The organism is Advenella sp. FME57, from assembly GCF_014897675.1.
Lineage (GTDB): Bacteria > Pseudomonadota > Gammaproteobacteria > Burkholderiales > Burkholderiaceae_B > Advenella.
In genome coordinates this window covers 206,409-219,204 of sequence record NZ_JABUXU010000009.1, presented here as the reverse complement: position 1 = coordinate 219,204, position 12,796 = coordinate 206,409, and the positions used below count along the sequence as shown (strand labels likewise).

Genomic DNA, 12,796 nt, shown 5'->3' with positions numbered 1-12,796 from the left:
CTTAGTGTAAGAAAAATTCTACGCTTCAGCTGTATTATTTTAGGGGATAGTTACATAACCATTTCCTCGGTTTCATTTATGAGAACCTACAGCGCTTAAATCTGCAAGTAGAGATTTTAAATCAGCAACAGCACTACAATTATCCTCCTCAAGCTTCTTAATCTGTTCAAGAGCAAATCCTGGATAGGGAAATACTGTGCTATGAGTATTAATGAAACTAAAAATTAATTGAATTCTGTTTAATCGCTTTATTACGTAAAATTTTAAATTATTAAGCCGTTCAAGTTCGTAAGGTTCCAAATAGTCTGAGTAAGCGACATAGTCAAATGAGAATTTTTTTTGTAGTTCGGAGAACGGAGTAGAAATATCGGCAAGATGTAGCTTCATTCTTTCGCAAAATATTTCGAGATCCATAGTTTGAGCGGCTTTTATCAATACCGAATAATTTATTGATTCACGATCCAATGCAGTTTGCAGCTCGTGCAACGGTTCCCTCATAGTGAGCGCAATACCTGTCCGTCGTTTTAATATTTGATCTTGTACACGTGAATCTTCACGTCTCCAACTCTCTTGGGCTATATAAACGGCGAAGGCCGCTGCAAATACTGAACCAACTGCGCCCAATGCACCTACTACATCAAAAGTAGATGGATTCGATACTGCCTTGAAATTAGATAGGAGCAGCCAAAGTAAAGAGAATACTGCACCGCCAATAAAACAAATTAAACCAAATGTCCGGTCTCTCATTTTCGCCGCCGATGGTAGAGATTAGTAGTGGCACTATTCTATGCGAGATTTAAGAATTTATAGTTGCATTTTATGAAGTAAATCTAACCGCATTTGTAGTCGCATTAAAAAATTGACCGCAACGTTGACCGCAACGATTTAATCAGCTAATTGCGGTATCGCGATGCAAGTAACTACACACCGCATAAATTCAACCCAGTACAGTATTATCCAACGCAGCTAAGTGCCAAAGATTGCTCCTGAACGTTTATATCGCTGGGAACAAAAGAAATGCTCTACGTACGCAATTTAGAACACATAGAAGTCAAGCAACACCCAAATATTGACTCCGCCCAAAATCCAGGCTTATACTATTTCCGTACCCGAACAACGGGTACCGGGTTTAGCAGCCTGAAATCCAACTCGGCGGACATACCGCCCCATTTCTATATTGGCGGTTTTTTTACGTCCGTACGCCTCTGTGCGCCTTCTTTGGGCGGGCACTGGTGGGGGCATCTTCGGATGCGCCGGTTTCCGAGTGGACCGGTCTGCTAACCCTGTCAGTTGCCCGCCCACCTCATTTAGCAGTGAGGAGCGAGTTTCATAAAACCCACTCGGAGGCCATATGCCTAGGACTCATCACGCCCCTGCTCGCCTTGAGCAACCATCTCAACCACTTATCGACTTCCTGACGAACGACGTTTCGATCTGGCTGCAAGCCGGCTCGGAATCGCTGGCCGAGCTGGCCGAACTCCTACGCGCCATCAGGAAAATCGCTCAAAACTCATGCAACCCCGCGATCTCGGACTTGGCTAATCTCGGCATCCGGGTGGCTGAAGACTATTCCAATTGCGTTGGATGTTGCGTCGAGGAATTACAAAGGACTTATTTGGACATTGCTTTAACCTGAGGTACAAAATGAAGATCATTCCATTTCAAACCCCTGAATTTTCAATCCGTGCAGTAGAAATTGACGGAGAACCATGGTTTGTCGGCAAAGACGTAGCCGAAGCATTGGGCTACGTAAATGCGTCCGATGCAATATCGAAACATTGCAAGGGGGTCGCGAAACGCTACCCCCTTCCTACAGCTGGCGGAAAACAAGAAATCCGCATCATCAACGAACCGGACCTGTTCCGGCTTGTCGTCAATAGCCAGCTTCACTCTGCTGAGAAGTTCGAACGCTGGGTATTCGAGGAAGTCTTGCCTACCATCCGCAAGACCGGTGGATACCAGGTCAGGGCCGAGCCTAGAAAACAGACAGCCGAGGCTTTGAAACTCACGCCTCTGGCGATTCGAGCTGCGCGTGCTTTCGGCTTAGATAAAAATGCTGCCGCTATTAGTGCCAACCAGCTTGTGCGCAAATTGACAGGAGTGAACCTTCTGGAAGATTTTGGCAGCACGCATTTGGTCGCTGAAAACCAAGAGGCTTTGTTTTATACACCCACCGAACTTGGCAAGATGCTTCCAGGTGAGCCATCGGCGCGAAAAGTAAATTTGCTGTTGGCGGAAGCTGGGTTACAGGCTAAGCAGGGAGAACATTGGAAGCCCCTCGAGGCTGGCCAGGACTTTAGCCGACTCTACGACACAGGGAGAAGACACGGCAACGGTGCGCCCGTACTGCAAATTAAATGGTCGGATACTGTGTTGCCGCTATTGCGAAAAGAGGAAGTGGCCTGATAACCCAGCTTAGTTAACCCCCTTTCGGAAGGCGGAGGTTCGCTACCCTGCCCGCCTTCTTACTAAACCACGTCCGGCGATGGCAACCAGCCAGGAGTCGCCGAAGCTTAACCAAACAGTAAAACAACTGAAATGGGAAATTTCCAATGAACATAATCAAAGAGTCTGCATCAACGGAAACGATCAAAGTTGACAAATCTGAGTTTGATAGAATGTTGATTCGTGCCGGTGAAATAGGTGCACAGAAAATGCTTGAAAAAATTGCTGTATTTCACCTCACTGATGCTGCAAAGCTGCTCGGTGTCAGCTATACCACGCTTCATAAGCGGATCGCAGCTGGTAAAATAAAAACAGTTGATGGTAGGATTACCGGTGCAGAAATCACGAGATATCTGAATTTGGAGTGATCCGACTTAATTTCTACTAACAGCAGCCCGGTAACCCGCATAAATGCTAGCATCTTGGTGCCTATTATCGGCACCATTTAAAATCAAAGACTTACGTCAATCATTGCTGGTTGGCGTTTTTGTTTTGTGATGTCATGAAGCCGCTATGCAAGCTTTTAAAATCAAAGCGACGGGCTTTATACAGAAGGCGGCATCAGATAAGTACAAAAGTTTCGTAGTGAGTCATCACCAGCAAACACCATCGTGTTTTCTTAGCGTGAGTCAATACTCTTGTTAGTCACTTCTCGGTTTTTAGCCGGTTTTTAACCCAAAGCTTGCACTCACGTATCAGCATATCCACCCTCTCAGGGCAAATCTATACGGATAGGCGTTTAAAGCCAGACTGTGCCATCCTGCTCTTGTATTTCTTTCAGCGTTCAGCGTTCAGCGTTCAGCGTTCAGCGTTCAGCGTTCAGCGTTCAGCGTTCAGCGTTCAGCGTTCAGCGTTCAGCGTTCAGTATCATTTTCGTCCTCATTCACCGCTTGGCGCTTGCGCTTCACTTGGTAGGGTGTAAGCACAATATGGCAAACGACGTCCAGCGTCGGGCGGGTGTCGCCAGCCTTGTCCATCCATACCTTCGGTGTTAGCGACCCCGATACGGCCACGCTGTCACCATCATCTAACGCCAGTAGTGTGGCCTGGGCTTTATCCTCAAAGGCGATGACACTGCACAGCAGGGTTTCGCCATTCCCTGCTGCCGCCTTCACTTTGGCGGTGGTATAGGTATCGCCCGTTTTACCGGTGCCCTGTTTGGCGCTGCCGTACAGTCTGCCTGCTATTAACCCATCAATCATTATTCACCTCGTTTTGTTGAAAATCCTTGCATCGGTGCAACGTGAATACGGCTGCCCCACCAATAAGAGCGATACGCTGGCCGCACCTGCCCGCATGATAGCGCTGGCACTCGGCGCAGCTACGTCGGTTATCCCGTTGACTATCTCGCACAATCAGATACCACGCCAGCTCCTGCGGCTCGCCCCATATCACCCCTTGCTTTGAAAAGCTAACACCCTGCTGCCCTCCTGATTTGCTGGGCTTTCGAGGCTATTCATTGCTGTTATTGTCGCTGTTTCTGCTATTTTTTCCTGTGGTTGCTGCTTTTGCAGTCGCAACAATAGCAGGAATAGCAGTCTCAGGATACTTGGGACAGTTTCGGTGCCGAATATACTTTTATTGTCGGAGCGGCAATGTCATTATTGGCGTTGATTCTTGTACTTAGAAAAAAAAAATGTACGACCTATGGACTGACCTGCAACTCCGAACTCGCAATGACCGAAGCAAAGTCCGCATCCAATAAAGCAAGTGTCACATTGTGAATCTGTGCTGCTCCAAGCTGATATTGGTCAAGTTCGAAGCTAATCACGGCGTCTTTCACAACTGTCATCTTAAGCCCCAAATCTGATCCCGCTCTAACGCTCGAATTGATACAGAAGCCCACAACCGCACCAATGACGACGAGCTCCGATATCCTGGCTGTTTGCAAATAGGCGAACAGTTCAGTTGAACTGAAAGCGGATGATGTGCTTTTGATGAATACCGGTTCTTCTGCTAATGCCTGAAACGATGCCAGTGGCAAAGACGATGGGGAGCTCTCGTGAAAAAGCGATCCTTGCTCTGCCGATTGATGGCGAACGTGCACAATTGGCTTTCCGGCCTGCCTGAACTGCTCAAGTACGCGTTGCATGTTTTCGATGCAGTTTTCGGGGTAATACTCAATACCCTGCTCAATGCGGTCCGCAACGAAATGCTGCATATCAATGATAAGTAAAGCTTGTCGCACCTGCTTTTTCCCTTTCGAAAACAAATCCGGTTAATACCGTTATAAATCGTCGTCTTTATTCTGCCTTACAATCTGCACATTGACGCCATCGCAGCAGACCAGCCATATTAACTGCAAATGACGACACTTGCACTGCACAACCTAATATTTCCTATACCACGCGCTGGGTGCCCTGCAAAACACCATATAGAAAAATGCTGTCTGCTACGACATCTTGCCGGTCCGGCCCGCCAAGTGCGTGCCGGATTTTTCCACGCCAGACGATCAGATCAGTCCAAGCTCCTTGAGTACCGATTTGGTCACCTCCAGGCGCAATTGTGCACCCACCGTTTTTGTGATGTCCATATTCATGGCATAGATATAGGTGTTATTGGCGGTCTCCACATAACCCACCAACCACCCCAGCGCAACGTCTTTTGCATCGCCAAAACCGACCATGCCGGTTTTGCCGCTTAAGGTCCAAGACGGTGTTTTTTCCAGTACGATCGCCTGTTTTACGATATTGGTATTCCGCCGGGCAACCCCGAGCTGCTGAAAATAAAAATGCTGCAAAAATGAAATCTGCTCAAGTGCAGATATTTTCAGTTTACCTTTCAGCCAGAACTGGTCTATTGCACCAGAAATATCGCGATTGCCATAACGGAACTGGTCCACGTATTGCTGCATACGTTGCGGGTTGATACGTCGAGCCAGTTCCTGGTAATACCAGACGACAGAGTTAGATAGCGCGCTGTTAAGAGTCTGGTCTTTCGCCCAGACAGCCGGCCACCAGGCCTGGCGCGGATTACGTTTCTGATTCCAGTCTAGACTGAAATCTGCTCCACTGGCTACGCCCGTCTCAAGCGCAATCAGCGTATTCGGTATCTTGTACGTGGATGCTGGCAAATATGGGCGATTGGCGCGAGCGGAATTATGACAGATCACTTCTCCCGTTTTTGTGTTCAGTAGTGCGATCGTGCCTTGCACCGCGGCTTTCTCAAACACAGCAGTAACCTTGGGGCTGTCGATGCAATGGGTGTTTGCGTAAGCTGATGTGCAGGCCAAAACCAGTACGACCACGCTCGTACTAATCGCTCGGAAGATAGGCGAATGCTTCATAGAAAAAATCCTTGAGTGTGAAGTTGGTAGCGTCAATCCAATGCCGGATCAGGCCAGACGAATGGTAAGTTCATGATTCAAGTGGGTAAAATGGCTTATCGTAACGATCGTAACTCCTCTATCCCTGTGCTACCATGACATCTTGGATTCTGCCTATATGTCTGCATCGACACTCAACATTGAATTGACTCCAGCACTCAGGATCAACGGTAAGCCGGCACGGTACCAATCGCTCTGGCTGCTTTTGCGTGTCTATTACGCTGGACATACCGATCATCCGGATCTGCCGGCCTACGAGATCCGGTCCCGCTTTCCAGGTAAAACCAATGGACGCATGATCATCTCACGCGCGTTTGAAGATTTTCGTGATTGGGGTGTTGATGTGGGCTGGGGATGGGACAGGTCCATACCAACCGGTTTGCTCAATACCCGAAACCGCAGTCGCGGGCCTTTTTGGCTCGACAAAAAAAGCACACGCAGGATAAAGATCACTGCAGGTGGAAAAAAAGCCAGTCTTGATTCGCTTGCTAGGTTTCTCGGAATCAATAAACCGGGTCAGCAACCATCCAGCCCGCTCGCGTATGCGATGCAGGACGTGGGTTACTGGAACAATCTGACACAGGCAATGCGCCTTGCCAAGGACGGCTTTACCGGCACAAATGCTTCTGGCGTGGCCGAACACTTTCAAACGGCTCGACTGGCGGCACATGATCGTTTCCAGTCGGCATTAGCTATCCTCAAGGAAAGCCTGGCCTTGCGTAAGCAGGGGCAGATTCAACGCAGTTGGGAGGCACTCGATAGCCTGTCGCCCTTTCTGGCCAATGACACAGAGGATGATCATGAGTCGATGGCGGCTTTTGCGGCTATGGCGGGCATCGCCAGGGCATGGAATCTGTATATGACAGAAGGAACCCGGGCAGCGCATGTAGAAATCAACCGGCTCCACGCAGATGGCCGCTCTCGACTGGTTGTTCGTTACAACCCGCGCGTACGCTTTGAGTATCTGAATCTGAAAGCGCTTATTTTCAGAGCAATCGCCCTGGAGGTCGTCGATGCGCCGATGGCTGAACGCAGGCATGCAGCTGGCCAGTCAATTACCCATTTTTCCCGTGCATTGCGAGCCGCATATGAAGCCGATTCGATCGAAGCGGCGCAGGACGTAGCAGCCAACATCGGTTTGAGTCTTTGGCTATTATGGAAGAACGCTTTGCTGGACGCTCCCTCGGACACCGCAGAGACGACCGTCCAGATGCAGTCCTTGCGCTGGATATGTCTGTCGGAATGGATCTGCGATCGATTCGGGGTTGGTGGTGGCTCGATATGGAATACGATATTTCTGCTTAGGATTGTACGCGGGGCTTGTTCAGTGAGGCAGTCGCCCACGCTTGAGCAGTTGCGCCGATCACCACCCCTGAGCGTGGCGCAGGTGGTAGCGGGAACCAAACCATTTCATGCAGCATTTTCTGCCGCCAAGGGTTATACCGACTGGTCCAGTGTCATCCGTTTTACATTGGAGGAACACGATAGCGGCCTGCTCAGATACGAAACTTTGCAACTGGCCAATTTACTATTGGAGGCCATCTGGTTCTATACTTTTGAAAACGGGCTGGGCCAGCCTGCAATGACGGCAAGCGAGAGACTGGCCGTGTTGCTGCAAGACTTGTCTACGCCCAAGCGCCGGTTTTTCAGGGATAGTATCAGGACCCTTCCAGATATCGTGCAATCTGTTTTTGAGGAAGCACTGCAGGACCCATAAGTGTCAGGATCCGATCTTGCCTGGCCCGTTCATCCGACCGCTCGAGCCCCATGCCAGCCATCAGTACGATTGGATTTTGCTTGCCTCGATGCTTGCATAACGACAGCCACAGTGCTCCGCTGACCACACGTCGCAGTCACAACAGCCCTGGCTTGCTGATTTCCAACAAGGTGAAATGCCCGTTGTACCCACCCGGCAGCCACCCGCCTGTATCAATATGATGGACATTGCCAAGTGTCAAAATCGTTGGATGGCAATTGTGACCGACGATGACATGATCAATGCCATTCACCGGTGTCACGTCTTTGCGTTCAAATCGATCGCGTGCCCACATTGCGCGCTGGCGGTGTGCCTTGGACTCAAAATAGTTTTCGAGATCGTTCCAGTGTCGACACGGCACATCTGCATGAACGATGCCAATTCGCCCATTCGCCGTGACTACCTCTATGGCCATGGGCAGAAGCTCCAGCTTGGCAACCAGCATCTCCCGATCATTCGCCTCTTTCTCAATGAACCAGCTTCCGCCGTTAAGCCGGTAATTTTCGTCATCCATCCGACCAATGCGATGATAGCGAATCGCATAATCGTCATGATTGCCACAAACGGCATAAAACCAGCTGGTGTCGATCAGATTGATCACCTGTTCATTTTCAGTGCCACGATCGACCAGATCACCCACCGAAAAAAGCCGGTCTTTGCCAGCATCGAACGTTAATGCTTTTAACGCCTGCATCAGCTTTGTATAGTGGCCATGGATATCGCCGACAACGAAATCCCGGCCGGCACAGTTCAAATCGAATTTGTGTACGTATGCCATTTACCTTGCTCCGTAACACTCGCCATCAGGACTCATGCTGAGGCTGGCCTGTTCACACAGGAAGAAAGCGAGTCAATGTTCTATTTTTTATTGTTTTTGTGGTTTCTGATCGCGTACCAACAGGGAATTGCAATCATGACCAGCGCGCTAAGAATTGCAAAAGCAATTTCTGTCCCTTCGGTATCGGACGGGGAAAAGTAAAAAAGAGAAGCACATACGGCAGCCGCGCTGAACGCGAACACCGAAGCAACGATCTGGCGCACGTAAAGCGGTTCCCTCTCTTTTCCTGATGGCGCAAAAAAGAATGCCACGACTGTGGCAGCCACCATCAATATCCCAATCAGCTGGGCCCACAAATCCATGGCAATCCCCGTCTTCGTTCAACACATGATCATTATACGGTGCCCGGCCCGGACATGCAGCACCGCAGCGGCTGTTGATACACCCTGGCGCTATGCGGTTTCAATAGCGGCAACAGCGTATAGTCCAATCCTCTTGCCAAAATCCATTACCCTATTTAACGCGCGTCAGTACACCAGAATCTTCATTGATGTCCAATGGCCTGTCCAGCACTTTCAATTTACCTTCATTAACCGCTTGCAGCGTGTTCCTGGACCTGATGCCGAATAACCAATCGTCTTCATTCTTCTTGTCGACGCTAAGGCGCAACAGCGTATGCAATCCTGATTTTTCCATGGTCCAGTTACCGTGAAGCGATTTTCCCACTGCCCCTCCGCTAAGCACAAACCGCCCCTTGGCATCCAGCTTAAGCTCAATATCGTCACCTGAAAACGTGCCAGCAAGGAACGTTTCTTCCGATTTAGCGATAGGACCCGGATCAGTGCCGGCAGCAGCCGAAGGCGTAACGAGCGTATTCGCATTAACCATGGACCCGAATATGCCAAGGCATACCAGGATGACTGTCCTGGTTAAATTGGTTATCTTCACGTTTTTTCTCTCCAGATATGTTACGAACTGACCCTATTGCATTTGAAAATACATACATCTGCGTATTGATACTTCAGCTTTTTTTCCTATCTGTCCATGCTATTGTGCGCCCTGCCTTGCATCATATGGTGCACGATAGTAGTGAGGCCACAAAAGACACTGTAACATTCGAGACCGTAACAGTAATGGCTGTGAACCAGCTATTGAGTAGCTTCAAAAGCCTCATGAAAAGACACCCGGCCAAACGGTATCTCCGCGGCAAAAGCCAACACCTGAAAATACCTGGCTGGTGCGTCTGCGTACACCAAAGACGAATTGGCCTTAAAGCCAAAACGGCTGTAGAAAGCCGGGCTTCCTAACACCACACAGCCGCGTGCACCCAGGCCTTGCAATTGTGCAAGCCCCGAACGGATTAACTGAGTACCGATACCCTGCCCCTGCCACTGAGGAAGCACGCTGACGGGACCCAAACCATACCAGCCCTGCTCACCCGAAGAGATATTGACTGGTGACAAAGCGATGTGGCCCACTATCGTGCCTTCATAAAGTGCCACCAAAGATATCTCCAGCTGGTTGGTTCGCCTTAAGCCATTGACAATAAACTGTTCCGTATGGCTGGCGAACTGCTCTGGCTCAAATGCAGTTTGGGTTACCCATGCAATAGCATCGATATCGTCCGGTTGTTCGTTACGAATGGTAATATTCAACATGGTTTTGCCGGGAGAGTGAGCTGACCGCGCCGGAATATAAAGAGCAAACCATAGCCGATAGCACGGCAAGATGCAACTCGTAAATAATGAACGAAAACCGCCGAGAGCTGGTGCGCTTTACGCGTACGCCAGCCGCTCGGTCAAGGGGCATGGCATCGATCATCTCCCACATATTACGGAGCATGCGATCCAGCACACATGGACTTAACGGCTCAACACAAATGTGTTTATTAACTTACCGTTGTTTTATTTAAACTGCTTTTATTTACCCAGTTTGTTCATGGCAACAATAAACTTGTCCATGTCACTATCACGAGTGAAAAGTGCAGGCGACACGCGAATAGCGTCACCGTTATGAATACCGCCACGGCGCACGGTTAGAATACCGTATTGGTCCTTCAACATTTTTACCAGGCCATCATTCTGTTGCTTGTCGCGCGCATTGCCATACCGAAAGGAGGTAATGCCTGCATGCAGGTCAGCAGCATCGGGCGTCAATATATTGACCGATTTATTACTCCTGAGCGCATCGACCCAGTAGTCTCGCAAATAGGTCAGCCTTTGCTGCTTGGCCTTCGCCGATATTTTCTGGTGCAAATCCAGCGCAACGGGAACGGTGAGCAAGGCGGCAAAGTTGGTTGTACCAGTGTGTACCCGAGAGCGGATATCATCCGACTCATAATCTTCGTCCGCATAATCCGGATCAATATCCATCAGGCGATTTTTTGAAATATACATAAAGCCCACGCCTACGGGCGCTGATATCCATTTGTGAAGATTAAAACCCACGAAGTCTGTGCTTAAATCTTTCACATTGAAATCTATCTGCCCCCATGAATGTGCCGCATCCACAATGACGTCCACACCCCGGGCACGGGCCATCTGAGCGATTTCGGCCACAGGAATGACCAGTCCCGTCCGATGAGAAAGATGCGTCAATAAAAGCAGCTTTAACTTAGGTGTGCTTAAAATTTTTTCGTAGGTGTCAAGAATGTTCTGTCGGGTAGCAGGTTCTGGGATATTGAATGTCTTTACCTGCGCCCCGCGCCGTTGCTGTAGCCAATTCATTGCATACTGCATTGAGTCGTAATCAAGATCGCTATAGGCAACAACATCGCCCGGCTGCAGCGCATTATAGCCAGTGATCAATTTTTGCAGTGCTTCTGTTGCGCCTCGTGTCAGTGCAATTTCCGAGACGTCTGCGCCGACGGCGCGTGCAACCTGCTCGCGCACTTTTTCCAGGGCTCCACTGAATTGGGTACGTGCATAAATGGTGTTATTGGTATTGATAAAATCGGTGCTCTCTTTGTAAGCTGAAAGTACCGGTTGCGGCATTGCCCCCCAGTATCCATTCTCCAAGTTCGTTATTTCGCGGTTAACTACATAGAGTTCCTGTATATGCTTCCATGCGGCATCTGACGCAGAAAGTGGAGCGGAGATGGTGCCTGTACTGTTGCGTGCCTGCGAGATACTCGGGACCCACGAAAGTGCCGTACTGGCCAGAGAGCCCAAAACCATCTGGCGCCGGGAAATATTTAACATGATGTTTGCTTTACTCAATTAAAAAAATAAAGCGATCATCATAAGAACAATCTATTGCTCCCTCATGACAGCGCAATGGTCAGTTGTGTATCCAGACCTTTCAGATGGCATAGCTATGCAAGGAGCCAAAAAAACTTTTCGCACACGCCAGGCAACGCCCTGCCTGCTAACGAGCGGCGATCGCTGCAGCCCGGGTACACCGCGCATGCCGTCAACACGGCTTAATCTAGCTGACTATGTCGACCAATACAGGTGCTGTCGCACATTCAATAGCATCACAATGCCACGTTGAAGCGGCTTTCAGCCGTCCTTAATGGATCCGCTTGCCGGCGAAGTTCGGCAAGAAAATCGCCGAGCACCGGATGCGAGTCGCGTTCACGATATACAGCGCCCACCGGGCCGAAGCCGGCAGTCAATGGCAAAGCATGCACCAACCCCAAACGATGCAAATGCGCTCCCAACGAAGCCGAACACACTGCGACATAATCGGTCTGCCTCAGAACCGTTTCAATGGTGATAATGGACGCGGTTTCCAGGCGTGGGCGCACACCCGCCCCGCCATTTTCCAGCAACACGGTGTCCAGCCGGTTTCGCATAAGCGTATTTTTTTCCGGCATGATCCAGGGATACGGCACCAGATCCGACCACAGCGGCTTCGCTTTTTGACGTACGGCATGCTGCAAGCCGACAATCGCCACAATACGGTCTTCGAACAGCACTTCGTGGGTCAGACCTGCCGCATAGGCTCTTGCGTCTATGGAGCCGACAACAATATCGAGTTCCCGTGCCTCCAGCCGCTCAAGCAACAGCGAAAAAGCACCCTCGGTCATATGAATGGCCATTTGTGGAACCTGCATCTGAAAGGTACAGATTGAGTTGGGAATCAGATGAGCCAGCCCCGCCGTGACGCTGCCAACATGAAGACTGGCTGGCGCACCCTGAGCCAATAATTCCAGTTCATCCTGGGTTCTGGCAATATCTCCTAGCAGCCGGGTCGCCAGACGCAGCAAAACGTCACCTTCTGGCGTAAACCTGATCCGGCGGCCACGTACAACCAGCCTGACCCCAAGCAATGTCTCAAGCTCGTTCAGCCAGTGAGACATTGCCGATTGGGTCATATGTAATGCACGAGCAGCCTCGGACAATGTACCGGCATTTCTGAGAATAAGAAAATATTCCAGATGCCGAACCTTGAGGCGGCGCGCCCAGGCAATACTATTTGCACTTGATGTATGAGCATTCACTCATGTACCGTCCATAAAATTTCATAGAAATATCCTGCATTTGCACAC

The 12,796-nt window shown here is 49.7% G+C and carries 14 protein-coding genes; 4 read left to right on the top strand and 10 right to left on the bottom strand.

From position 1 onward, the window contains the following. Window positions 1-72 precede the first annotated feature (72 nt). Window positions 73-747 carry a hypothetical protein gene (locus INT32_RS12590; RefSeq protein WP_193089074.1) on the bottom strand — a complete coding sequence of 225 codons (675 nt, stop codon included), beginning with the start codon at window positions 745-747 and terminating at the stop codon, window positions 73-75. A gap of 604 nt (window positions 748-1,351) precedes the next feature. Here INT32_RS12590 and INT32_RS12585 point away from each other — a divergent pair. From INT32_RS12585 to INT32_RS12575, 3 genes are all read left to right on the top strand, one after another. After that, a complete protein-coding gene (locus INT32_RS12585) occupies window positions 1,352-1,636 on the top strand; it encodes a hypothetical protein (protein WP_193089073.1) in 285 nt (94 codons plus the stop codon). 8 nt (window positions 1,637-1,644) lie between these two features. Further along, a complete protein-coding gene (locus tag INT32_RS12580) occupies window positions 1,645-2,406 on the top strand; it encodes a Bro-N domain-containing protein (RefSeq protein ID WP_193089072.1) in 762 nt (253 codons plus the stop codon). A 146-nt stretch (window positions 2,407-2,552) separates the two neighbouring features. After that, window positions 2,553-2,813 (top strand): helix-turn-helix domain-containing protein, encoded by a 261-nt coding sequence (locus INT32_RS12575; RefSeq protein WP_193089071.1) that lies wholly within the window; start codon window positions 2,553-2,555, stop codon window positions 2,811-2,813. Window positions 2,814-3,299: 486 nt separating this feature from the next. Here INT32_RS12575 and INT32_RS12570 read toward each other — a convergent pair whose 3' ends face one another. The 3 genes from INT32_RS12570 to INT32_RS12560 form a co-directional block, all read right to left on the bottom strand. Further along, window positions 3,300-3,647: a single-stranded DNA-binding protein gene (locus INT32_RS12570; RefSeq protein ID WP_193089070.1), complete on the bottom strand. Its 348-nt coding sequence runs from the start codon at window positions 3,645-3,647 to the stop codon at window positions 3,300-3,302. A 443-nt stretch (window positions 3,648-4,090) separates the two neighbouring features. Then, window positions 4,091-4,633, bottom strand: coding sequence for an isochorismatase family protein (locus INT32_RS12565; RefSeq protein ID WP_193089069.1), 543 nt, complete (start codon window positions 4,631-4,633; stop codon window positions 4,091-4,093). A 264-nt stretch (window positions 4,634-4,897) separates the two neighbouring features. Then, window positions 4,898-5,767 carry a class D beta-lactamase gene (locus INT32_RS12560; protein ID WP_193089068.1) on the bottom strand — a complete coding sequence of 290 codons (870 nt, stop codon included), beginning with the start codon at window positions 5,765-5,767 and terminating at the stop codon, window positions 4,898-4,900. A 121-nt stretch (window positions 5,768-5,888) separates the two neighbouring features. Here INT32_RS12560 and INT32_RS12555 point away from each other — a divergent pair, with 121 nt between their 5' ends. Beyond that, on the top strand, window positions 5,889-7,487 hold the full coding sequence (locus INT32_RS12555) for a hypothetical protein (RefSeq protein ID WP_193089067.1): 1,599 nt from the start codon (window positions 5,889-5,891) through the stop codon (window positions 7,485-7,487). Window positions 7,488-7,623: 136 nt separating this feature from the next. On the opposite strand, the gene INT32_RS12550 is transcribed toward INT32_RS12555, so the two are convergent. The 6 genes from INT32_RS12550 to INT32_RS12525 all read right to left on the bottom strand — a co-directional run bounded on the left by INT32_RS12550 (window position 7,624) and on the right by INT32_RS12525 (window position 12,748). After that, window positions 7,624-8,304: a metallophosphoesterase gene (locus tag INT32_RS12550; RefSeq protein WP_193089066.1), complete on the bottom strand. Its 681-nt coding sequence runs from the start codon at window positions 8,302-8,304 to the stop codon at window positions 7,624-7,626. Window positions 8,305-8,384: 80 nt separating this feature from the next. Beyond that, a complete protein-coding gene (locus tag INT32_RS12545) occupies window positions 8,385-8,666 on the bottom strand; it encodes a hypothetical protein (RefSeq protein WP_193089065.1) in 282 nt (93 codons plus the stop codon). A 151-nt stretch (window positions 8,667-8,817) separates the two neighbouring features. Next, window positions 8,818-9,252 carry a hypothetical protein gene (locus tag INT32_RS12540; RefSeq protein ID WP_193089064.1) on the bottom strand — a complete coding sequence of 145 codons (435 nt, stop codon included), beginning with the start codon at window positions 9,250-9,252 and terminating at the stop codon, window positions 8,818-8,820. 200 nt (window positions 9,253-9,452) lie between these two features. Next, window positions 9,453-9,962 (bottom strand): GNAT family N-acetyltransferase, encoded by a 510-nt coding sequence (locus INT32_RS12535; RefSeq protein WP_226816965.1) that lies wholly within the window; start codon window positions 9,960-9,962, stop codon window positions 9,453-9,455. A gap of 261 nt (window positions 9,963-10,223) precedes the next feature. Further along, on the bottom strand, window positions 10,224-11,504 hold the full coding sequence (locus INT32_RS12530) for an aminotransferase class V-fold PLP-dependent enzyme (RefSeq protein WP_193089063.1): 1,281 nt from the start codon (window positions 11,502-11,504) through the stop codon (window positions 10,224-10,226). Between the two features lie 275 nt (window positions 11,505-11,779). Beyond that, window positions 11,780-12,748: a LysR substrate-binding domain-containing protein gene (locus INT32_RS12525; protein ID WP_370540222.1), complete on the bottom strand. Its 969-nt coding sequence runs from the start codon at window positions 12,746-12,748 to the stop codon at window positions 11,780-11,782. Window positions 12,749-12,796 lie beyond the last annotated feature (48 nt).

Coding starts and splice junctions, on each gene's coding strand:
- INT32_RS12590 (WP_193089074.1), bottom strand. CDS start 747: ATGAGAGACCGGACATTTGGTTTAATTTGTTTTATTGGCGGTGCAGTA.
- INT32_RS12585 (WP_193089073.1), top strand. CDS start 1,352: ATGCCTAGGACTCATCACGCCCCTGCTCGCCTTGAGCAACCATCTCAA.
- INT32_RS12580 (WP_193089072.1), top strand. CDS start 1,645: ATGAAGATCATTCCATTTCAAACCCCTGAATTTTCAATCCGTGCAGTA.
- INT32_RS12575 (WP_193089071.1), top strand. CDS start 2,553: ATGAACATAATCAAAGAGTCTGCATCAACGGAAACGATCAAAGTTGAC.
- INT32_RS12570 (WP_193089070.1), bottom strand. CDS start 3,647: ATGATTGATGGGTTAATAGCAGGCAGACTGTACGGCAGCGCCAAACAG.
- INT32_RS12555 (WP_193089067.1), top strand. CDS start 5,889: ATGTCTGCATCGACACTCAACATTGAATTGACTCCAGCACTCAGGATC.
- INT32_RS12550 (WP_193089066.1), bottom strand. CDS start 8,304: ATGGCATACGTACACAAATTCGATTTGAACTGTGCCGGCCGGGATTTC.
- INT32_RS12545 (WP_193089065.1), bottom strand. CDS start 8,666: ATGGATTTGTGGGCCCAGCTGATTGGGATATTGATGGTGGCTGCCACA.
- INT32_RS12535 (WP_226816965.1), bottom strand. CDS start 9,962: ATGTTGAATATTACCATTCGTAACGAACAACCGGACGATATCGATGCT.
- INT32_RS12530 (WP_193089063.1), bottom strand. CDS start 11,504: ATGTTAAATATTTCCCGGCGCCAGATGGTTTTGGGCTCTCTGGCCAGT.